The 21,445-nt window shown below is 65.4% G+C and carries 23 protein-coding genes; 16 read left to right on the top strand and 7 right to left on the bottom strand.

Going from position 1 to position 21,445, the window contains the following annotated elements:
- Genes V3C33_16200 through V3C33_16190 form a run of 3 tightly spaced genes read left to right on the top strand, consistent with a single transcriptional unit; the run spans nucleotide 1 to nucleotide 2,227 of the window.
- Entirely contained in the window at nucleotides 1-1,848 is a 1,848-nt protein-coding gene (locus V3C33_16200) for a glycoside hydrolase family 15 protein (GenBank protein XAS66992.1), read from the top strand.
- A complete protein-coding gene (locus V3C33_16195; GenBank protein XAS66991.1) occupies nucleotides 1,845-1,982 on the top strand; it encodes a hypothetical protein in 138 nt (45 codons plus the stop codon). The genes V3C33_16200 and V3C33_16195 overlap by 4 nt, the downstream gene beginning before the upstream one ends.
- Before the next feature lie 11 nt (nucleotides 1,983-1,993).
- Nucleotides 1,994-2,227 carry a VTT domain-containing protein gene (locus tag V3C33_16190; protein ID XAS66990.1) on the top strand — a complete coding sequence of 78 codons (234 nt, stop codon included), beginning with the start codon at nucleotides 1,994-1,996 and terminating at the stop codon, nucleotides 2,225-2,227.
- 47 nt (nucleotides 2,228-2,274) lie between these two features.
- On the opposite strand, the gene V3C33_16185 is transcribed toward V3C33_16190, so the two are convergent.
- Entirely contained in the window at nucleotides 2,275-3,705 is a 1,431-nt protein-coding gene (locus V3C33_16185; GenBank protein XAS66989.1) for an NAD(P)/FAD-dependent oxidoreductase, read from the bottom strand.
- Between the two features lie 26 nt (nucleotides 3,706-3,731).
- Here V3C33_16185 and V3C33_16180 point away from each other — a divergent pair, with 26 nt between their 5' ends.
- The 6 genes from V3C33_16180 to V3C33_16155 all read left to right on the top strand — a co-directional run bounded on the left by V3C33_16180 (nucleotide 3,732) and on the right by V3C33_16155 (nucleotide 6,971).
- Nucleotides 3,732-4,460 carry a class I SAM-dependent methyltransferase gene (locus V3C33_16180; GenBank protein ID XAS66988.1) on the top strand — a complete coding sequence of 243 codons (729 nt, stop codon included), beginning with the start codon at nucleotides 3,732-3,734 and terminating at the stop codon, nucleotides 4,458-4,460.
- Between the two features lie 157 nt (nucleotides 4,461-4,617).
- Nucleotides 4,618-5,070: a hypothetical protein gene (locus tag V3C33_16175; protein XAS66987.1), complete on the top strand. Its 453-nt coding sequence runs from the start codon at nucleotides 4,618-4,620 to the stop codon at nucleotides 5,068-5,070.
- Entirely contained in the window at nucleotides 5,067-5,855 is a 789-nt protein-coding gene (locus V3C33_16170; protein XAS66986.1) for a Crp/Fnr family transcriptional regulator, read from the top strand. The genes V3C33_16175 and V3C33_16170 overlap by 4 nt, the downstream gene beginning before the upstream one ends.
- Nucleotides 5,852-6,151, top strand: a complete 300-nt coding sequence (locus V3C33_16165) for a DUF427 domain-containing protein (GenBank protein XAS66985.1) — start codon at nucleotides 5,852-5,854, stop codon at nucleotides 6,149-6,151. Before V3C33_16170 ends, V3C33_16165 begins: the two co-directional genes overlap by 4 nt.
- A gap of 38 nt (nucleotides 6,152-6,189) precedes the next feature.
- Nucleotides 6,190-6,738, top strand: coding sequence for a carboxymuconolactone decarboxylase family protein (locus tag V3C33_16160; protein XAS66984.1), 549 nt, complete (start codon nucleotides 6,190-6,192; stop codon nucleotides 6,736-6,738).
- An 80-nt stretch (nucleotides 6,739-6,818) separates the two neighbouring features.
- On the top strand, nucleotides 6,819-6,971 hold the full coding sequence (locus tag V3C33_16155) for a hypothetical protein (GenBank protein ID XAS66983.1): 153 nt from the start codon (nucleotides 6,819-6,821) through the stop codon (nucleotides 6,969-6,971).
- Nucleotides 6,972-7,517: 546 nt separating this feature from the next.
- Here the strand turns inward: V3C33_16155 and V3C33_16150 are convergent.
- Entirely contained in the window at nucleotides 7,518-8,525 is a 1,008-nt protein-coding gene (locus V3C33_16150) for a DUF6454 family protein (protein ID XAS66982.1), read from the bottom strand.
- Between the two features lie 288 nt (nucleotides 8,526-8,813).
- Here V3C33_16150 and V3C33_16145 point away from each other — a divergent pair, with 288 nt between their 5' ends.
- Nucleotides 8,814-9,080: a hypothetical protein gene (locus V3C33_16145; protein XAS66981.1), complete on the top strand. Its 267-nt coding sequence runs from the start codon at nucleotides 8,814-8,816 to the stop codon at nucleotides 9,078-9,080.
- Nucleotides 9,081-9,140: 60 nt separating this feature from the next.
- Here the strand turns inward: V3C33_16145 and V3C33_16140 are convergent, their stop codons facing one another.
- The 4 genes from V3C33_16140 to V3C33_16125 all read right to left on the bottom strand — a co-directional run bounded on the left by V3C33_16140 (nucleotide 9,141) and on the right by V3C33_16125 (nucleotide 14,876).
- Nucleotides 9,141-11,312: a transglycosylase domain-containing protein gene (locus V3C33_16140; GenBank protein XAS66980.1), complete on the bottom strand. Its 2,172-nt coding sequence runs from the start codon at nucleotides 11,310-11,312 to the stop codon at nucleotides 9,141-9,143.
- A gap of 200 nt (nucleotides 11,313-11,512) precedes the next feature.
- Nucleotides 11,513-12,154, bottom strand: coding sequence for an NAD(P)-binding domain-containing protein (locus tag V3C33_16135; GenBank protein XAS66979.1), 642 nt, complete (start codon nucleotides 12,152-12,154; stop codon nucleotides 11,513-11,515).
- Between the two features lie 61 nt (nucleotides 12,155-12,215).
- Nucleotides 12,216-12,890, bottom strand: a complete 675-nt coding sequence (locus V3C33_16130; protein XAS66978.1) for an aspartate/glutamate racemase family protein — start codon at nucleotides 12,888-12,890, stop codon at nucleotides 12,216-12,218.
- 117 nt (nucleotides 12,891-13,007) lie between these two features.
- The gene (locus tag V3C33_16125) at nucleotides 13,008-14,876 is read right to left on the bottom strand and encodes a Na+/H+ antiporter (protein ID XAS66977.1); all 1,869 of its coding nucleotides are present in this window, start codon (nucleotides 14,874-14,876) and stop codon (nucleotides 13,008-13,010) included.
- 282 nt (nucleotides 14,877-15,158) lie between these two features.
- Between V3C33_16125 and V3C33_16120 the strand changes: the two genes are divergently transcribed.
- From V3C33_16120 to V3C33_16095, 6 genes are all read left to right on the top strand, one after another.
- A complete protein-coding gene (locus tag V3C33_16120) occupies nucleotides 15,159-15,476 on the top strand; it encodes a DUF3311 domain-containing protein (protein ID XAS69764.1) in 318 nt (105 codons plus the stop codon).
- The gene (locus V3C33_16115) at nucleotides 15,473-17,182 is read left to right on the top strand and encodes a sodium:solute symporter (protein XAS66976.1); all 1,710 of its coding nucleotides are present in this window, start codon (nucleotides 15,473-15,475) and stop codon (nucleotides 17,180-17,182) included. The genes V3C33_16120 and V3C33_16115 overlap by 4 nt, the downstream gene beginning before the upstream one ends.
- Nucleotides 17,183-17,489: 307 nt before the next feature.
- Entirely contained in the window at nucleotides 17,490-17,900 is a 411-nt protein-coding gene (locus V3C33_16110; protein XAS66975.1) for a TOBE domain-containing protein, read from the top strand.
- Nucleotides 17,897-18,712 (top strand): molybdate ABC transporter substrate-binding protein, encoded by an 816-nt coding sequence (modA, locus tag V3C33_16105; GenBank protein XAS66974.1) that lies wholly within the window; start codon nucleotides 17,897-17,899, stop codon nucleotides 18,710-18,712. The genes V3C33_16110 and modA overlap by 4 nt, the downstream gene beginning before the upstream one ends.
- 7 nt (nucleotides 18,713-18,719) lie before the next feature.
- Nucleotides 18,720-19,541, top strand: coding sequence for an ABC transporter permease (locus tag V3C33_16100; GenBank protein XAS66973.1), 822 nt, complete (start codon nucleotides 18,720-18,722; stop codon nucleotides 19,539-19,541).
- Nucleotides 19,538-20,587 (top strand): ABC transporter ATP-binding protein, encoded by a 1,050-nt coding sequence (locus V3C33_16095; GenBank protein ID XAS66972.1) that lies wholly within the window; start codon nucleotides 19,538-19,540, stop codon nucleotides 20,585-20,587. Before V3C33_16100 ends, V3C33_16095 begins: the two co-directional genes overlap by 4 nt.
- A 184-nt stretch (nucleotides 20,588-20,771) precedes the next feature.
- On the opposite strand, the gene V3C33_16090 is transcribed toward V3C33_16095, so the two are convergent.
- On the bottom strand, nucleotides 20,772-21,278 hold the full coding sequence (locus V3C33_16090) for a GNAT family N-acetyltransferase (protein XAS66971.1): 507 nt from the start codon (nucleotides 21,276-21,278) through the stop codon (nucleotides 20,772-20,774).
- Between the last annotated feature and the right edge of the window lie 167 nt (nucleotides 21,279-21,445).

The raw sequence follows: 21,445 nt of genomic DNA, 5'->3' as shown, positions 1-21,445 counted from the left end.
ATGACCAGCGAGCCCATCGCCAACTACGGCATGCTCTCGGATTGCCGCTCCGCCGCGCTCGTGAGTTCCTCGGGTTCCGTGGACTGGTTGTGTTTCCCCCGTTTTGACGGCCCCTCGGTTTTCGGACGGATCCTGGGCGAGGACGCGGGCTTCTGGTTGATCCGGCCCGCGGCCCCACACTCCTCGACCCGGCGGTACCTCGGGCCGACGATGGTTCTGGAGACGGTCCACACCACAGCCGGCGGGACCGTGACAGTCACCGACACCCTGGCCCTGGGAGACGGGAACCGGGGCCACGAACTCGGCGCCGGGGCTCCCGGTACCTTGCTGCGGCAGGTGGCCTGCACCGAAGGAGAAGTGGAGGTGGAGATGGCTTTCGCGCCCCGGCCGGAATACGGCTTGGTCCGGCCGCTCCTGCAGGAGGCGGGGGGCGGCATTTCCGTCCACGGCGGGGCCGACGTGCTGGCCTTCTCCACCCCGGTTCCCTTCGCATTGAACGGCGGCGCCGCGCATGCCAGGCCGGTGCTCCGTGCCGGAGACGTTCTTGGATTCGCCCTTCACCACCAGAACAGCTGGCTGGGCGACCCATCCTTCTGGAGCCAGGAGGAGATCGCCCGCCGGATTGAGGACACGCTTGAGGGCTGGGGCAGCTGGTCGCAACTGCATCAGAGCTACGACGGACCCTGGCAGGACCTGGTCGCTTCCAGCGGCAGGCTCCTGCAGGCACTGACGTTCTATCCGACCGGCGCGATCGTCGCTGCCCCGACGACGTCCCTGCCCGAGGTCGCCGGCGGCACCCGGAACTGGGACTACCGGTACACCTGGATCCGGGACGCCAGCATGACCCTGCAGGCGCTGTGGGTGGCCGCGTGTCCGGACGAGGCCGGCAAGTTTTTCCAGTTCCTCGCGACGGCTGCCGCCGACAGGCTGAGTAGCGGCGACGAGCTGCAGATCATGTACGGCATCGGCGGGGAACGGGACCTGTCCGAACGCGAACTGGCCCACCTTCCGGGCTGGCGAGACAGCGCCCCGGTGCGGGTGGGCAACGGCGCCTGGGACCAGCGCCAGCTCGACGTCTACGGCGAACTCCTCGACGCAGCCGCCACCCTCCCGGAATATCTCAACGATCTGGAGCCCGGGACGCGGCAGTTCCTTGCCGATGCGGCCGACGCTGCAGCATCGCGCTGGCAGTCCACAGATCAGGGCATCTGGGAGGTCCGCGGCGCCCCCCGGCATTACCTTCATTCAAAGCTGATGTGCTGGGTGGCCGTGGACCGGGCCATCAGCCTCGCAGGGGTCCTGAACGCGGAAGAGCGGGTTCCGCACTGGATGCAGACCCGCGCCCAGCTCGCCGACTCGATCCGCATGAACGGCTGGAACGAGACAGCCAACGCCTATACCCAGGCCTACGGCTCCGAGGACCTGGACGCGTCGTCGCTGATGCTCTCCATCGTGGGGTTCGTGCCCGCCGATGACCCCCGGATGCTCGCAACGATCGACGCCATCGAAGACCGGCTCACCGACAGCCGGGGCCTGGTGTACCGGTATCAGGCCGACGACGGGCTCTCCGGGGAGGAAGGAACGTTTCTGTTGTGCACGTTCTGGCTGGCCCATGCCCTGGCCCTGGCCGGGCAGACCCGGCGCGCCCGGGCCGTCTTCGAACGGGCCGCGGGGTTCGCCACGGATCTGGGCCTGCTGGCCGAGGAGGTTGCCCCGGACAGCAGCGAGCTGCTCGGAAATTTCCCGCAGGCTTTCAGCCATATCGGCCTCGTCAACGCCGCCTGGGCCATCCACACGGCCGAGGACGAAGACGGGCCCGCTGCCGCCGGCGCCGGGGACGCCCCGTGACGGGTTCCGTTCCGGGCAGACGGCGCCGGGCGGTGATTCGGCTGGGGATACTGGTGGTTCTCGTGGCCGTCGCTGCCGTGGCGGTGCTGGTGTTTCCGCTTCCGCCGGTCGAGGAGATCCGGAGCTATTTGTGACGCTGGCGCCGGTGCCCAAGAATGTCCTGTCAGTCGCCGCGATCCTGGGTTCCGTCGCGACCTTCTGGCTGGGCCGGGAGGCGGTGGAGAAATTCACCGGGGCGCGGGTGGAGAAAGTCGACCGGCTGCTGCGGCGGCGGGGGCTGGCGCCCATGATCGGTGTCCGTCTGGTGCCCGTGCTGCCGTTTACGGCCATCAACTATGCCGCCGGGCTGACGTCCATCGCTGGTGGCACTACTTCCTAGGGACCGCCATCGGTGACGGACAGCGGCGTCCGGCGGATCATCGCCGGCTACCGGTCCCTGCGGTGAGGCACGGGCCAGTCCAGCCGGCGGCGGCGGAACCAGACCAGCCCCGCCATGGCCCGGCGTGCCACCGGAGAGGCCAGGCGCTCCCTGACATCGGCGACGGCAGCGTTCCAGACCCCGTCCGAATAGGTCGGGTACGGGTGGGTTGTCCCGGCAATGTCAGACGTTGTCATCCCTTTCTGGACTGCCAGGGTCAGTTCAGCCAGGGATTCCCCGGCCCGCGGGCCGACGATGGTGCCGCCCAGGATTTTTCCCCGCCGGTCCACGATCAGCCGGGTGAACCCGCCCGTCGTGTCCTCCGTCACGGCCCGGTCGACATGGCTGTGCCGGACAGTCCGGGCACGGTGCTGCAGGCGAGCCTCGGCGGTGGTGAGCCCGACGGCGGCCACCTCCGGTGAGGTGAATGTCACCCGGGGCACGGTGCCGCTGACCTGGCGTTTGAGCCCGAGCACCGCGTTCGAGGCCGCCACGGACGCATGGACGCCGGCCAGATGGGTGAACTGGGGGTTTGCGGTCACATCTCCCGCGGCCCAGACGAGCGGGTTGGAGGTCATCATCCGGGTGTTCGTGATCACCTGGCCGGCCTTGTCCAGGCTTACCCCGATCCGTTCCAGGCCAAGTCCCGCGGTCCGGGGTTGGCGTCCGGTGGCCAGCAGAACCGTGTCGGTGTCAACGGCAGCGCCGTCCCGAAGCCGGATCCGGGATCCGGCGTCCGTGGTGACCGCGTTCTCGACGGTCGTGTTCTCCAGAATGCGGACACCGTCGGTTTCCAGGCTCTGCCGGACGAGGGCGACGGCGTCGGGATCTTCCTTGGGGAGGATCCGGGAGCGGACGATCATGGTGACCTCGGATCCAAGGCGGGCGAAGGCCTGTCCGAATTCGCAGGCGATCGGGCCGTCTCCGACAATGGCCAGCCGCCCCGGAAGGGTGTCGAGTTCCCAGATCGTGTCGGAGGTCACGGTGACCCCTTGGTCCAGACCCGGGATGCCGGTGCTGACCGGTGCCCCGCCGGTGGCGATCAGTGCCTGCAGGAATCGGATCGTCCTGCCGTCAACCTCGGCCACCCCGGGGGCGCGGAACGTCAGGGTGCCCTTGATGACTTCCACTCCGGCGGCTTCGATGGCCGCAGGGGAGTCGACGGGTTCGATGGTGTTGATCGCCGCAAAGATGCGCTTGCGCACCGCCGCGAACTCCGGCAATTGCCCGGTCAGCGCACGCGCTGTGATGGCGTGGTCGGCTGCCGACAGGAGGGTCTTGGACGGGACGCATCCGGTCCACAGGCAGTCACCGCCTGTGCGGGCCTGTTCGACCAGGAGGGTCCGCGCTCCGAACCCGGCTGCCGTTTTGGCGCCCACGATTCCGGCGGTCCCCCCGCCGACCACCAGAAGATCAATGATCCGGTTCTCGACTGCCATGATGGACTCCTCAAGAGTGACGTTGAATGCCGGACATTTGCGCCCGCCGGTCCGGTCTTGCGCGACCGTGCCGCTGCGGCGGAACGAACCTGAAGGAGCCCGCCATCCGCGATAAATACACGCTGTTTGCCCCGTTTTACGATCTGCTCTCGGGCGAATACCCTGTCTATCATGCAGGACGGGTGCTCGGCATCGACGCCCTTGCCCCCACGGCGGGCCAGCAGGTGCTGGACATCGGATGCGGAACGGGGCTGAATTTTCCGCTGCTGCAGGAGCGCATTGGTGCCTCCGGAACCATCGTCGGCATCGACCGCAGCGCCGAAATGCTCCACCAGGCGCGGCGGCGTGCCCAGGCGCGCGGCTGGGAGAACGTGATCCTGCTCCAGACGGACATGGTGCTTCTGGACCCCCGGTCAATCGCCGCCCGCATCCAAGAGAGCGGGGGAGCCGCGGTTTCGGATGCTGCCTTGGCAACGTATTCGTTGTCCCTGATGGCGGACCGGGAGCAGGCCTGGACGAACATGACCGGGCTGCTGTCCGCAGACGCCCGGGTCGGGGTCGTGGATATGCAGGACCCGGTGGGATGGGCGAAGTGGCTGACTCCGCTGGCGCGGCTTGCCTGCGCGCTGGGAGGATCCGACCGCACCGCCGCCCCCTGGCAGGCCGTCGAGGAACGGTGCGTCGATGTCGTCCGTGCCTCGGCCCGGGGCGGACACCTCCAGATCCGGGCAGGGAAGACGACGCACGACGGATAGGGGAGCCGGCGCTGCGTTCACATTTCCGACTCTTCCGGAGCGCAGTACACAGCTGCCGGCATTTATTTTGCTGTGTAGTGCAGATTACTGAACGGCATCATGGGCCGGCCATACGTTGAAGACGTCATCAAAACCTCTTCCATGGAAGGTCGCCGTCATGGCTTCTGCATCAGCTCTTTCACGTCCCACGTCCGGCACCGGCATCGGCCGGCGCGTCCTCGCCGGGGTCGCCGGGGGAATCGCCGGCGGTATCGTGTTCGGGATTCTCATGGCGATGATGGGCATGCTGCCCGTCATCGCGTCCATGGTCGGCTCCAACTCAGCAGTGGTCGGGTTCGGCGTCCATCTGATGATTTCGGTGCTGATCGGGCTCGGCCTGACAGCGCTGTTCGGCAACCGCTTCCTGACCGCGTATGGCCGCGGCGCCCTCGTCGGGCTCGGTTACGGGGCCATCTGGTGGGTCCTTGGGCCCCTGATGATCATGCCGGTCATGATGGGCATGCCCGTGTTCGCCGTTGACCTCACCGCGCTGATGAGCCTCATGGGCCACCTGATCTATGGCGTTATTCTGGGACTGGTGGCGGTCCGCGTCCTCAAGAGCCAGGCATGACCGACACCTGCCGGGTCGATGTGGCGGCCACCGTCTCCGGAGACCTGCGCCCGTGGGCCCCGCGGCAACGAGAGGCGGACGCGCTGATGTCAGGACCCGCTGACCCCTTCAGCTGTTTGAATGAAGTTGATCTGTTCGCTGACCTGAGCGCGCAGGAGATCGAGGCCATGGACCTCATGGCGCCGGCTCGGCTGTTCCGCCGCGGGGAACTGCTGTTCAGCCAGAGCCAGCCCGTCAAGGCGCTGTTCATCCTCAAATCCGGCCGGGTGCGCATTTTCCGGGTCGCCGAGGACGGCAAGGCCCTGACGATGGCCATCCTGGAACCGGGCGCGGTATTCGGGGAGATGATGCTCGTGGGCCAGCGGATGTATGACAACTATGCCGAGGCCATCGAAGACTCTGCGATCTGCCAGCTCAGCGTGGATGAGGTCGAGCGGTTCCTGCTCTCGGATCCCCGCATCGCCATCCGCATCTCGCGGCTCCTGGGCGAACAAGTCGCCCGCCTCGAAGAACGCCTGACAGACATTGCGCTGCGGCCGCTGGCCGCCCAGGTGGCGTCCACCCTGCTCAAACTCGGTGACGCCGCGGGGCAGCCGCGCTTCGGTCAGGCCCGGACCATCCACCTGACCCACGAACAGCTCGCCGGCCTCCTGGGCGCCTCCCGGGAGGCCACCAGCAAGATCATGGGTGAGCTCGCGGCCAGGAAGGCCATCCGCCAGGGCCGCGGGCGCATCGTCATCCAGGACCGCGACATCCTCTACAAGATGGCCCGGAGCACCTCATGATCACCGCCACGTTCCACGGCCAGGTGATCGCCCGCTCAGAGCGGACGGTGTATCTGGAAGGCAACCACTACTTCCCCCCGGATTCTGTAGCGCCGGACACACTCCAAGGAAGCTGGGTACGGACCCTGTGCTTCTGGAAGGGTGTTGCCCGCTACCACCACGTCCGCGCCGGGGGCTGCCGGGCACCGAACGCCGCCTGGTCCTACCCGCGGCCGACACCCCTGGCCCGGATGATCAAAGGCCACGTAGCCTTCGCCCCCGGCAGCGGCGTGATCGTCAGCGGCGACCGGCCCTGAGTTTTGTCCTGTAAATCCAAAGATAAGAGAGTACCCGCATGCCACGCATTCCCGCCCACACCGTTGCCACAGCACCCGAAGCCTCTCAAGGGATCGCCCGGAAACTGGAGCAGAAAATGGGCAAACTGCTCAACATCCACGCCGGGATGGCCCACTCAACGGCCGTGATCGCCTCCTACGAGGGGATGTCCGCCGCCATCGCCGCCCACGGCAGCTTTGATGCCCGCACCCGCGAAACGATCGCCTTGGCCGTCGGAAACGAGAACAGCTGTGACTACTGTCAGGCCGCCCACACCCTCTCGGCACGCCGGGCAGGGCTCGACGACGAGCAGATCCTCGCGATCCGCGCCGGCGAAGTGGACTTCGACGACAAACTCGAAACCATCTCTTCCGTCGCCCGTGAAGCCACAGCCAGAACCGGAAACGTCTCCGACGCGACCTGGCAGGCCGCACTTGACGCCGGCTGGAGCGCCGAGGAGCTGTCCGAGGCGTTCGCCCACATCGCGGCCAACCTGTTCACCAACTACTTCAACCACTACGCCGGAACCGAGCTGGACCTGCCCGCCGTCCCGGAACTGACCGCCTGAGACCCCTCCAGCCGGTGGAAGGGGGCGCCCGCTGGCTTCCACCCGGCCCGCCGATTAGCCTCCACACCGGCAGGAGAACCATGAAGATCCAAGCCCTCCTCCGGAGCGTCGAGCTCCTCACGCGTCCGGTCCACCCGGAGAGCAGGGCCGCGATGGATCAGCGCTGGGCCGAACTGCCCGACCACGTCAAGACCCCGGCGCAGCTGCTGGGACGAAGCGCCGTCGGTTGCTAAGGGTCTTTTCCGTGCCGAATAGTTCAACATGACTCGCGCAGCCCCCTGCTGTGGCTGCGGAGGGAGGATTTTCATGGAATACGTGACAGTGGGGGCGACCGGTGTCCAGGTGTCGCCGTTGTGCTTCGGGACGATGTCGTTCGGCTCGGAGACCGATGAGCAGGTATCGGGCGAGACGTTGCACCGGGCCCGTGAGCTGGGCATTGACTTGTCAGGGCCTGTTTGCGACCGAGGAACGACTCGCCTTGCACCGAAGCGGCTGGACAGACGGTATCGAGAAGCTGCACGAGCTCATCGAGTCAGTCACGTAGCTAGATGCTCGCCGCCAGGTTGTAGTCAGCCCCGTGCATGTCCTCGCACAGCGCCACACACGCACCCCCGCGGGTGTTGAACCCCGGGGCCTGCTTCCACAAATCCCGGGACGCAAGAGAACGACGGCGGGAGCCTCCCGCCGTCGTTCTCTCTGGTACTTGCGCCGCAAGCTGTGCGGGGATCTTCCTCAGATGGTGCGCGCGGGTTGTTGATGCGCGGGCCACCTGCCAACCCTCAAGGCGCTGGTGCCACACTGGCTTCGTAGGTGAGGATCTCGGATCCGTTGCCCTCTTCGCCGTTGTCCGGGGCGACCCGCATGGTCAGGTGATTGCCGTCGGCGGTCATTTTGAACGGATTGCGGGTGGCCACGTGACCCGTGCTTGACCATTTCTGGAACGGGACATCGTGCAGGGTGGAATGCATATTGATGTCGATCAGGGCCATACCGCCCAGTTCATAGGTGGCGGAGGTACCGCCCGCGGCGGGGGTTTGAGGGAGGTTGGCGACCCCGGCGCAGAGCATTTTGGAGTTGGCAGCGTACTGGCAGTCCTGGTAGTCGATGAACTGGTCCGGGTTCTGCCAGGTCGCCAGTTCCTTGCCTTGAAGGTTCCACTCGGCGAACCGGCGCGACCCCCACGTGTTCCCGACCAGGTGGCCGGTCTTCTTGTCCATGACGATCCCGCCGAACTGGTCGGGCACCTCGAACTGCTTGTGCACATCCAGGGAGCTCGCGTCCACGCGGTAGATGATGGCGCTGCTGTTGGGCCGGTACTGGGCGACGGGGACCCAGATGCTCGTGCCGTCGAAGTCAATACCGCCGGGGTGGTACATGTCGCCCTCGCCGAGCGTGATGTCCTTCTGGAGGTTGCCGGCCTTGTCCATGACGAACAGATGGCCCACACCCTTGCCCGGGGTGCGGTCGTGGCCGCCCTGTGGGCTCGGGTATTTCGCGGTGGGCTCGAGAATCTGGACCGCGGACAGGAAGATGTGGTCCTCCGTGAACGCGATGCCTTCCGTGTGGTACGTCGGGAAGTTGAGTTTCTGTTTGCCGGCCAGTTGCCAGTCGGTGTTGCGGTCGACGGCGCTGAAACCGTCCGCGACGGCGGTATCCGGCGTGTGGCGGTCGGCGGTTGCCTGGCCCTGTGCGGTGGCTTGGGCTGCCGCTGTTCCGCCCATTGCGGACGCTGCGATGGCTGCCGTGATGACGGCGGCGAAGATGCTGCGCGTGCGGGTTGTGCTCATGGGGTGGGCCCTCTCTCGTTATTTCGTGCCGTCCTGACGCTACGGGCGGGTTGTGAACCGGGAGAGTCCAGCGGCTGAACAGGGTCCTGCGCTCGGTCCGGCGGTATCTCCCGAACCTGGCCTTCCATCGACTCATCGCACGTCCCGCGCCTTGGTGCGCCGGAGCCGGCTGTGGCGGAGCCGATCCCCTCGGTCCTACAATCGGGATGGACGCAACCGGCCGAGGCACCCCCGGATACGCCACCGAGGGGCTCTGATATTGTTTCGGTGCCGACGAAGGACACGAAAATGCCGGACATCCAAGGGCTGATCAGTTCACTTCTGCCGGAAGACTTGGCTCTGCTGCAACAACATGGCCCAAACAATCTGCTGGAGAGGGCCATGATTGATGCCATCGACCGTGCCGCCGGCGGCCCCGGTGAAGGCCGTGGCTACTACATTGTGCGTGGCAGTCTTGAACCATCGGAACGCCGGAATTACTATCTGCGCGAGGATGTGGCGGCGGCGCTGTTCGCGCCAGAATCCCTGGAGGGTGCGTTCGGAGCCGACGAATGACTGGACGGACCGCCGCCGGGCCTGCGCGTTATCGCGGCCAGGAGGTCCAGCCACCGGCGGTCAGCGCTTAGGATTCGGCGGCGGCCGGGTCATGGACGCGGGCGGAGGGGGAAAGGCAGCGGCCGGGTAAAGTCTGGCGACCTGCGTCATGTAGATTGCCCATTGCGGGCCGGCGATCATGTAACCGTCGATGCCCCTGTAGAACTTGCCGTTGATCGTGACGTTCTGGCCGGCCCGTTTCTGGCCTTCCAGAGTGTCGCCGAAGAAGGACGCGGTGGCGATGCCGGTGGTGTAGCCCACCACCCAGGTAGCACCGTTGTTGTTGGAGGTCCCTGTCTTTGCCGCCACGTGCACCAGGCTCTGGACCTTGGGGTTGATGTAGATGCCGGACCCCTTTCTCAGCACGTCCTGGAGCACGGCGTTGACGCCGCGGGCAACCTCGGGTTTGACGGCGTCCCGGCAGATGCTGGTCTGGACCGGGAGCTTCCTTCCGGCCACATCGGTCACGGCCACGATGGCGATCGGAGCGCAGTATCTGCCGTCATTGGCGAACGTGGCAAACGCATTCGCCAAGTGGAGGGGGGCCACGCCGATGGCGCCCAGCAGGTTGCCCAGCTGATGCATGTTGACTGGGGCGTTGTCCAGACCACTGTGGATACCCACGGCATCGACCATCCTCTGGATGCCGCAGAAGTCCAGCTGGGCGGCGGTAGCGAAGATTGCCGTGTTGATGGAGTTGTAGAGGCCGTAGTTGACGGGCATCGGCCGGTAGTACCCCAAATCGTTGTTCTGCAGGTCGTCCGCGGCGCCGAGGCCGGCGATTTTCTGCTTCGTGCTGTAGGCACCGGCTACCTTTCCACAGCTGGATTTCCACGGAAATTCGAGCGGATAAGACCGCCGGGATGCGTCCACCGTGGTGGTCATGGACTTGCCCTCATTGAGCCATTCCGCGAACGTGAACGGCTTCATCGTGGACCCGGGCTGGAAGCCGCCTGCTCCATTGAGGTCATTGCCCTTGGCGTCCTTGGAATCGACGTTGAAGTTCAACTGGGTATCGAATTTCCCACGCACGGGAAGAAAGACGGTGTTCTGCGCCATGGCGAGGATCTTGCCGGTGCCGGGCTGGATAGAGACCAGGGACGCACCCCATTTGTCCGGGTTCGCCCCGGCCGTGGCGTTCACCCGCACCTGCGCGGCCGACTGCAGCCGGCTGTCCAGCGTGGTGGTGATGGTCAAGCCGCCCCGGTACAGCTTTTTCTCGCGCTCGGTAACGTCGGGGCCGTAGGCCGGGTCGTTGAGGATCAGGTGGGAGACGTAGTCGCAGAAGTAGGTTGCCATGGCGGCAACGGAGCACCCCTGCCTCGAGGGAGTGATCTTAAGGGCAACACGTGTGGCAATGGCGGCGTCGTGCGCTGGTTGCAGGATCTTGCCCTGGCTGAGCATGTTGTCCAGCACCTGGTTGCGTCGCTTGAGGGAGTTTTCCGGATGGACGGAAGGGTCATAGAAGCTGGGGCTGTTCACGAGCCCGGCGAGCAGAGCAGCCTGGGGCAGCGTGAGGTTCTTGGCGGAGCTGCTGAAGTAGTGCCGCGCTGCGGCTTCGATACCGTAGGCGTCCCGGTTGAAGAACACGATGTTGAGATAGCCCTCGAGGATCTGGTCCTTGCTGAACTTCTTTTCCAGCTGAAGGGCAAGCCTCATTTCGCGCAGCTTGTCGCCGATGGTTTTCTGGCCGCTGAGGACCACCTCGTCGCCCTTGTCTGAGGAGGACAGAGACTCGTTGACTATGTTGGTGACATACTGCTGGGTCAGCGTGGACGCTCCTTGCTTGCTGCCGGAGGTCAGGTTGGAGGTCACCGCCCGAAGAATTCCCTGGGGGTCCACGCCGGCGTGCTCGTAGAAGCGGCTGTCCTCGATGGCGATAATCGCGTCCTTGATGTACGGGGACATCTGGTCCAGCCTGACCTTGACGCGGTTCTCCGCGTAGAAGGTGGCGATCAGCTTTCGGTCCGAGCTCAGTACCCTGGTGGACTGCGACGGTGTTTCAACCGCCAGCTCAGCCGGAAGGTTGTTAAAGAAAGAGATCGAATTACTGACCGTCATGCCGGCGACAGCCACAGAGGGAACGACGAGGCTGGCAGCCAGAACCCCGCAAATGGCGCTCACCGCGAAGAATCCGAGAACCCTGCCCAGGGCCACGGCCGGACGAAATTTTGGGCGGTTCTTTGGCGCCATGTTTTTCCAGCCAACGCGCTTGCTATGTGTGTCCAGAATACGCCGTAATTTGGCCCAGCAACCAGACCGCAACAGAGATTCTGAACCAATGCGGAGAGCTCAGGCAAGACGGCATGCAGCGCAATGCAAGAGGACGACGGCGGGAGCTTCCCGCCGTCGTTCTCTCTCGTTCTGCGCCGCAAGGCGGGTGCGGATCTTCCTCAGATAGTGCGCGGTGCGCGGGCCAGATTCTCGGTGAGTTCGTCCGCGTTCTGGCGCACGACGTAGGCCGGGCGGTCCCGTTCCACGCGCCAGCTCTCGGACAGCGGGCCGATGTTCACCGTGTCGAAGCCGAACTCGTCATAGAGCTTTGCCACCAGCTCGCTGGCCTCGGGGTAGTCGCTGGCCGTGGCAAGCGCCCGCCGGTTGTCCGTGCCTGCCGGGGTTCCGTCGGTGGTGATCTGCGGGGCCTTGATGTGGTTGAAACCCTTGGCCACCTTTGACGTGGGCAGGTGTTCCTGCAGCAGACCGGAGGTGGTGGCTTCACCGTTATCGAGGGCCGGGATGCGGCCGTCACGTTCCCAGTAGTAGTTGTTGGTGTCGATCACGATCTTGCCCGCCAGTGGCTCCGCGGGGATGTTCCGGATGCTCTTGAGGGGTACGGTGACGACGGCGAAATCGCCTGCGACGGCCGCCTCGGCCGGCGTTGCGGCCCTGGCCCGTGGCCCCAGCTCCGCCGCCAGATCTGTCAGCGTATCCGGTCCCCGGGAATTGCTGATCACCACGTCATAGCCCAACATCACTGCCTGACGCGCAACTTGGCTTCCAATGTGTCCTGCACCGATGATTCCGATTGTTGTCATGTCCGGGCAAACACCATCCCGGGCCCAGATATTTCGCAGGCTACGCCTAGGGTTCATAACCCTAGGCGTAGCTGTCTTCCTTGTCGCGCCGAGGCTGGACACGGGTAGTTACCGCTGAGGCGAGCATGGCTCCTGCCGCCGCGACGGCGTCGATGACGGGGACGCCGAGCCTGCGGCGGAGAACGTCGGCCATACCGATGCTCGTCAGCCCGGTGCTGGCCTCAACGATCACATCTGCGCCGGCGTCCACCAGCATATGGGCGGCGGCGAGGGCGTCGAAGATGCCGGTGGGCATCAGGAATCCATCCGGTGTTTCGACGCTTTCGGGCCCGTCGATCAACAGCATACGATCGCCCAGGAGCTCAGAGATGGGACTCGGCACCTGATGCTTCAAGCCCAGGACGCCCACCCTGCCGCCGAACGCCAGGGCCGCGGCCGCGGCGGCGGAACCGGCGCCGATCACCGGAATGTCCACCAGGGCGCGCGTTTGGGCAAGCCCGGGATCGGCGGCACAGCTGATGATCAGTGCGTCCACGTCGCCGGCCATATCCAGGGCGATCTCCACCACCTTCGGGGCTGCGGCCCGGAGCGACTCTTCGTTGTAAACCCCGGATGGTTGGCCGGGGATGCAGCGGGTGGTGACGTCGAAGCCGAACGTTTCCTGCAGCAGCCTTCCATGGGTGCGCAGCAGCCGGCGGTCCGACGTGGTCAATGCCCGGATGAGTCCTACGCGCATGATTCGTGCCTCCCCCTGAATGGATTTTGTAATCACACGTTAGCCGGACAATGTTTCCTGCCGTTTACCGGCGAATGACTAACAAATGCGGCGTGGCCGCGGCGGCGGGGCCACGGTTCACCCCAGCAACCCGTCCACATAACACCAGCGCCACTCCTCGCCCGGCTCAATGCTGCGCATGGCAGGGTGGCCGCTTGATTCGTAGTGCTTGGAGGCGTGGGTGCCGGGTGACGAATCGCAGCAGGCCACGTTCCCGCAGTCCAGGCACATTCTGAGGTGGACCGTCGTCGTTCCTTCACGGACGCACTCCGCGCAGAAGGCGCCATCGGGGACAGCCGGGAACGCGGCGTCCTCCAGATGTTCGCAGCCGCCAACCGCCCTCAGGGGGCTCCCGCCGGTGCCGGGCATTTCCAGATCGTCCAGGGATGAGTCGAGCATCGATTCCTCCACATCCAGTCTCTCCAGAACATCGCTGAGAACTTCGTGGGCGTACCCGCCGGTGCGCCTTAGTTCCAGGACTTTTGCCCGCTCCGCCTCCAGCATGGCCAGCCGCAGCTGGGCGTAGCGCCGGCTGGGGGTGGCCGCCTCCGGCCCCGGCCGGCCGAGCCGTTCCCACGCCGCCAGGCCGCGTTCCTGCGTCCGCCGTTTGAGCATCGCCATGACCTCCGGCGGATCATCATCCGAGCGCAGCTCCTCGAGGCGGTCCACGCCCGCGGTTGTGGCCAGCTGCATCAGCGACGCCTGGTTCAGGGCATCCTCGCGCTGATCCGGACCCTGGACCTGCAGCCGCCGGACCAAAGCAGGCAGCGAGAGCCCCTGGAGCGCAAGCGTGCCGCCCACCACCACCATGGCGGCCAGGATCAGCACGGAGCGGTGCTCCAGATCCGCCGGCAGGACCAGTACCGCGGCAAGAGTCACCACACCCCGCATCCCGGCCCAGGAAATGATGGCCGGGTACGTCCACGGCGGCGCCGGATCCTTGCGGCGGACGGCAGGAATCAGCCGGGGAAGATACGTTGCGGGGAACACCCAGACCGGCCGCAGCACCAGCACGGCCAGCAGGATCGCCACACAGCCGGCCCAGATTCTGCCCGCGCCCAGCGAGTCATCCTGGACTCCTTCAATGATGGTCCGGACCTGCAGCCCGATGAGAAGGAACACGGAGTTCTCCAGCAGGAACTGGACCGTGTCCCAGTTGCTTCGCTGGCTCTGGCGCGCAGCCCCGCCCGGCATGGACGGCGCTTTCGCGCCCATGATCAGACCCGTGACGACGACGGCGAGGACACCCGAGGCGTGGATTGCCTCCGCCGGCAGATAAGCGACGAAAGGCGCCATCAGCGACGTCGAGGTGTTGATCGCCACGTTCCGGATCCTCTTGCGGAGCTGGGCCAGGACATAGGCGACGGCGAGGCCCACCAGCAGGCCGCCACCGGCCGCCACAATGAATCCGCCGCCGATCTCAGCGGCGGAGACGGATCCCGAAACCGCTGCGATGGCCGCGCGGAGGCAGACCAGGGCCGTCGCGTCGTTGACCAGCGATTCCCCTTCAAGGATGCTGACAATCCGGCGCGGCATACCCACCTTGCGGGCAATGGCCGTGGCCGCCACGGCATCCGGCGGCGCCACCACCGCACCCAGCGCGATGGCCGCAGCCAGCGGGATCTCGGGGAAAAGCCACCAGGCAATGAAACCCACGGAGACCGTGCCGAAAATGACGTAGCCCACCGAGAGCAGGCCGATGGCGCGCCGGTTGGAGCCGAAGTCGAAGAGCGAGGTCCGGAGTGCTGCGGCATAAAGCAACGGCGGGAGCAGCCCCACGAGCACCAGCTCAGGGTTCAACTCGATCCTCGGGACGAACGGCAGAAACGAACCCACAACGCCGGCCAAGACAAGCAGGAGCGGAACGGACACATTGATTTTCCGGCCGAGCGCGCTGCCGGCACACACCACTGCCACCAGCACAAGCAGTCCCAGGGCCACTTCCATTGGGCCATTCTCTCAGCTGGGTGTCTTTTTCAGGAGCGCGGGAGGCAATCACGGATCGGCGCAGGCACGGCCACCGTGGCTCGGCACCATTGGGCCCCGGGAGCTGCCCCGGGAGCTATATGAGAGCGGGTGAAGAAGAAGTATTCTGAAATCACCTGAAGAGGGTGCTCTACATTCAATATCGCGGTGGAAGACCGCAGGCCCCATCGGCTCCGGGGCAAGCTGCTGTTTTCTCTGCAGTGAGCTGGATCGTCATGGTCCACGAAGGAGCCCAGCGTGTCAATGGAGACCAATTCCCACGATATGCCAACCCGTGGGCCGGCCAGACCGGCCCCCTATGTCGTCAGCGGGGTGCTGCTGGGACTGGGAATCATTCTGCCGTTGCTCGTACCGATGTATGCCAGCATCGAGCCGCGTCTGGGCGGCATGCCGTTCTTCTACTGGTACCAGATGATGCTTGTGCCGATCGAGGCGGTTGTCATCGGCATCTGTTACTGGGTCATGACGCGGGAGGACCAGCGCCGCAGGGACGTCCTGAAACGCGACGTGACCGGCAAGGCGCCGACGGCAACGAACGACGACGGCGGTGAAGGGCGATGAGCATCGTTCCAAGCTCCGCCGTCGCAACCTCCGCTGTGATGGCTGAAGGTCCCACCAGAAGCATCGACGGCGTGGCACTGGCCGTCGTCGTCGTACTTTTTGTGCTGGTGGGTGTCCTGGGTTTCTATGCCGCCCGCTGGCGCGGCGGCGGCAAGGAAGGCCTGCATACGCTGGACGAGTGGGGCTTGGGCGGCCGCAAGTTCGGAACATGGGTGACGTGGTTCCTGCTGGGAGGCGACATCTATACGGCGTACACGTTCGTGGCCGTGCCCGCGGCGATGTGGGCCACCGGCGCGGTGAGCGGCTTCTTCGCAGTGCCGTACACGATCGTGCTCTACCCCATAGTGTTCCTGCTGATGAGCCGGCTGTGGTCCGTCTCGCACCGGCACGGCTTCGTCACCACCGCGGACTTTGTGGGCGGGAGGTACGGCAGCAAACCGCTCTCCATTGCCATCGCGCTCACCGGCATGGTGGCCACCATGCCCTACATCGCGCTGCAGCTTGTGGGCATCAAAGCGGTGCTGACTGTGTTGGGCGTGGGCAGCCCGGATAACCCGTTGCTCAACGATCTGCCGCTGATCATCGCCTTCGTGGTGCTGGCCGCATACACCTTCACCTCCGGGCTGCGTGCCCCGGCCATGATCGCCGTCGTCAAGGACGTGCTGATCTACCTGGCTGTGATCGTGGCCATCATCTACCTGCCGGCCAAGTTCGGCGGCTGGGGCACCATTTTCGATGCGGCCCAGACCAAGATGACGGCGATCAGCCCCGCCACAGGCAAGCCCGTCGGCGCCATCATCCCCGGCGCGGCCAGCTACTCGGCGTACTGGACGTTGGCGCTGGGCTCGGCCATGGCATTGTTCATGTATCCGCATTCGGTCACTGGTGTGCTGGCGACCAAGAGCCGGAATACGATCCGGAAGAATGCCGCACTGCTGCCGCTCTACTCCCTGGTTCTCGGCTTCCTGGCGCTGCTGGGTTACGTGGCCATTGCCGCAGGGACCAAACCGACCGAGCTCGACGGCAAGACGATCAATCCGCAGCTGGTGGTTCCGCAGCTGTTCCTGGACAATTTCCCGTCCTGGTTTGCCGGCGTCGCGCTGGCCGCGATCGCCGTCGGCGCCCTGGTGCCGGCCGCCATCATGTCCATTGCGGCGGCAAACCTGTTCACCCGCAACATCTACCGGGACGTTTTCCGGCCCGATGTCACACCCAGGACGGAGGCCAAAGTCTCCAAGATAGCCTCGCTGGTGGTGAAGTTCGGGGCGCTGATCTTCGTCATCGCGATGGACCAGTCCGCCGCCATCAATATGCAGCTGCTGGGTGGCATCTGGATCCTGCAGACCTTCCCATCCATCGTGGCCGGCCTGTATACGCGCTGGTTCCACCGGTGGGCGCTGCTCGCAGGCTGGGCAGCGGGCATCATTTACGGGAGTGTGGCCGCGTACAACGTGGTCAGCCCGGCGACGAAGCAGCATTTTGGCGGATCGATTGCAGCGATCCCCGGCACCGATGTGCAGGTGTACATCGCCGTGGTCGCCTTTGCGATTAACCTGATTGTGGCGGTGCTGTTGACGCTGGTCTTCCATGCCGTGAAGCTGGCGGACGGCAAGGACATTACGCGGAGGTCCGACTACGGCGCCAACGAGCACAATCCGAAGGTCGCCGAATTGTCAACGAGATTCCCGCGGACCCCAATAGCCTGAGCCGGGCGCCCAGAGATCGTCCGGCCTGGACGGTGTCCTCTTACGATATTCGCCACCGGCCATGCTGGCCCATTGTCCGAAACCGGGATGCCTGCTGGCAGACGAGCTGCCAGCGGCTGTCGGCGCCGGCCCGAGGACAAGGCCAAGGGCACATCAAGAATCTCGCCGCCCGGAAACGCTACCTGCGCGATGTCTACGAGAAACCCAACCTCGCCGGTAACCTTCACAGCATCAAAATGCCGGTCACATTCTGATTTGCGGATAAAACAGCTGCCAGAATCCGCATATATGGGAATATTCTGGATATATGCCGAAAATACGAGTATCTGAAGCAGCACGGTTTCTGGGCGTCAGCGACGACACCGTCAGACGCTGGACCGAAAACGGAATCCTGACCCCGATCAAGGACGACTCCGGCCGCCTGGCCGTCGACGGACTCGAGCTGGCCCATCTGGCCCGCGACCAGGCACAGCTGCCCGAAGACCCGACCCATGTGGGCCGTTCCGCGCGCAACCGCTTCGTCGGGCTGGTCACGGGCATCACTGCCGACAAGGTCATGGCTCAGGTCGAGCTCCAGTGCGGGCCCTTCCGGGTGGTGTCACTCATGAGCAGCGAAGCCGTCCGTGAACTCGGGCTCGAACTCGGATCCGTGGCCACCGCAGTGGTCAAGGCCACCACCGTCATCATCGAAACACCCCAAGGAAAGAGCATCATATGAGGATCACACGCAAGAACATCACGGCCCTGTTCGCTGCAAGCGCCCTGGCCTTCGGCCTGGTCGGCTGCGCTTCGGGCACCCTGGGAGCGACGGGCAGCGGCTCCGCCAGTGCCAGCACCAGCGCGACGCCAAAACTGTCCGGGACCGTGACCGTCTTTGCTGCAGCATCCCTGAAGGCAACGTTCACGAAGCTCGCCGGCGAGTTCGAGACCGCCAACCCGGGCACCAAAGTCACGCTCAACTTCGCCGGGTCCTCGGACCTCGTCACCCAGATCACCCAGGGCGCCCCGGCAGATGTCTTCGCGTCAGCCGACACGAAGAACATGGCCAAGCTTTCCGACGCCAAGCTCATCGACGGGACCGCCAGCAACTTCGCCACCAACGTCCTGGAAATCGCCGTCCCGCCGTCCAACCCGGCGTCGATCAGCTCCTTCGCCGATCTGGCCAAGCCGGGTGTGAAGGTTGTTGTCTGCGCCCCCCAGGTTCCCTGCGGCGCCGCCACCGAAACCGTTGAAAAGGCCACGGGCACCACCCTGACGCCGGTCAGTGAGGAATCATCCGTGACTGATGTGCTCGGCAAGGTCACTTCAGGCGAGGCTGACGCCGGACTGGTCTACGTCACCGACGTCAAAACCGCCGGCGACAAGGTCAAGGGCATCCCCGTCCCCGAGTCAGACAAAGCCGTCAATACGTACCCGATCGCCACAGTCGGTGCCAGCAAGAACAAGGACCTGGCCAAGGCATTCATCGCCATGATCACCGGCAGCGAGGGCAAGACGGTCCTGACCGACGCCGGATTCGGCACCAAGTAAGGACCGCATGAAGCACGTCAGGGGCAGCGGGTACGAGGGCATCCCGCGGTGGGTGTACGTCATCGCCGTGGCGGGCGGTCTGTTCGTCCTGCTGCCTCTGGCCGCCATGGTCGCCAAGGTCAACTGGCCCCAATTCATTCCGCTCATCACCTCGGACGCGTCGCTGACGGCGCTCGGATTGAGCCTGCGAACTTCGGCAGCGAGCACGTTCCTGTGCATCGTGATGGGTGTGCCGCTGGCATTGGTCCTGGCCCGCGGGCAGTTCCCCGGTCAGCGGTTTCTGCGCTCGTTCGTCCTGCTGCCCCTCGTTCTTCCGCCCGTCGTCGGCGGCATCGCCCTGCTCTACACCTTCGGACGGCAGGGCCTGCTGGGAAAATCACTGGAGCTAGCGGGCATCCAGATAGCCTTCTCCACCACCGCCGTCGTCCTGGCCCAGACGTTCGTGGCCCTGCCGTTTTTGGTGGTCAGCCTCGAGGGTTCACTGCGCACTGCCGGAAACAAATACGAGGCAGTCGCTGCCACCCTCGGGGCTCGGCCCACCACCGTCCTGCGCCGCGTCACGATCCCGCTGGTACTGCCCGGTCTGGCCTCCGGAGCAGTGTTGTCGTTCGCCAGGAGCCTGGGCGAATTCGGCGCCACCCTGACGTTCGCCGGAAGCCTTCAGGGAGTCACGCGGACCCTGCCGCTGGAAATCTACCTCCAGCGCGAAACCGACGCCGATGCCGCCGTCGCGCTCTCCCTGGTCCTCGTGGCCGTTGCCGTCATCGTGGTCGGCCTAAGCTATGGGCGGCGAAGGCAGAGCGGCAGCTCGGTCGAGGCGGGCCGGTGACCTTTGATCTGGAGGCCACCGTCAAGGCGCGCCGCTTCGACGTCTCACTCAGCCTCGGTGCGGCGGAAACCGTGGCCATTCTGGGCCCCAACGGGGCCGGGAAGTCGACACTCCTGGCGGTGATTGCGGGTTTGCTCCGTCCGGACAGCGGCCGGGCCACCATTGACGACACGACGCTCTTCGACCTGGGTCCGGGACGAACTATCTGGAGCGCCCCGCACCGCCGGGGCACGGCGCTGCTGGCCCAGGAGGCTCTCCTGTTTCCGCACCTGAGCGCCCTGGACAACGTCGCCTTCGGGCCACGCAGCGCCGGGGCATCCAGGGCGGCCGCGCGGGAGACCGCCCGGCACTGGCTCGCTGAAGTCGACGCCGAATCCCTCGCGGCACGCCGGCCGGGCCAATTGTCAGGAGGCCAGGCCCAGCGCGTGGCCGTGGCACGGGCACTGGCCGCCGAGCCGGAGCTGCTGCTGCTCGACGAGCCCATGGCAGCCCTAGACATCCACGCCGCACCAATGCTACGCCGCCTGCTGAAGCGCGTCCTGACCGGACGCCGGGCCATCATCATTACCCACGACATTCTCGACGCCCTCATGCTCGCGGACCGCGTCATCATCCTCGAAGACGGCCGCATCAGCGAAGAAGGCCCCACCCGCGAGATCCTTCAACGACCGCGGAGCAGGTTCGCCGCCGGCCTGGCCGGGCTGAACCTCATGACCGGCACGGTCACCAACCTCGGCATCATCACAGCCGAGGGCCTGAACATCGCCGGCCGCCACGAAGACAGCATCATCCCCGGGCAGGACGGCGTGGCGGTATTCCCGCCGTCAGCCGTGTCCGTGTTCCCCACCGAAGAACACGGGAGCCCACGAAACTCGTTCCCGGTGCTCATCACAGACCTGGAACCCCACGGCGATCAGATCCGGGTACGCGCCGGTGGGTTGGCCGCAGACATCACACCGGCCGCCTCGGCGGACCTCGCACTGACACCTGGCATGACCGTGTACTTCGTGATCAAGGCCGCTGCGATCTCCATCTCTCCGGCCTAACCAACAAACCGTGCCTTGTACCACCCGTTGCCTCTCGTTGGCCCATCGCTGATCACCCGATCAAGATCCGACTTCCGGACCAGAAAACCGTGCAGACGACTTCTGAGAATGACAAACGCCCGGTGGAGGACCGACTTATGGGACAGGGGGATCCGCATTTGGTACGTTCCAGATCGCCAGCGAATTACTTGCTCGGCTCACTGATTCTGATCCAGTAGCGCCACGCGGCGCCGTTTTCGCTGTCGCAGTCATCCTCGAGGATGCCGTCTTGGCGCTCGATCGTCTTAGCAGAGGCGCCGTTGCCGGCCTCGCAGACAACCAGCATCCGGTCCATGCCTAGCACCCGAGCCTCATCCACCATCCGACCCAGTGCCCAAGTGGCCAGCCCACGTCGGCGCGCGGAGGGCCGGATACCGTAGCCGATGTGCCCGGCCCACTGCACGAAGTCGCTGAACTCGTGCCGCAGCGCGATCCCGCCGAGCACTTGGTCACCCTGGATGATCCACCGGTATGTGCAACGGACCGAGTCTTCGGCGAGCCGCGCCACCCAGGCCGCGAACCCGTCGGGTGAGTCGACCTCATCGGTCGGCAACAGTCCAAAACCATCCTCGTGGAGGCCGGCGCCCCACTCGGCATGTGCCTTGAGCCAGGCGGCGTGCAGGCGTTCGGTAGGTGCGATCAGGTGGGGCATTCCGCAACTATATCGATCCGGGGCAAGCGCCCGTTAAGCCTTCCGAAAGGAACGACGAACCGCCATTTCAAGCTGTGATTTAACCGCCACTCTCGACGAAAAGTCACACTCGGAGATTCTGTATACCAAAGTCCCATCACAGGGGTTGAATGCGACACCGGAGGCTA

Source organism: Micrococcaceae bacterium Sec5.7 (assembly GCA_039636785.1).
Lineage (GTDB): Bacteria > Actinomycetota > Actinomycetes > Actinomycetales > Micrococcaceae > Arthrobacter.
The sequence above is the reverse complement of the archived record's forward strand: the minus strand, read 5'-3'. Positions and strand labels throughout refer to the sequence as shown.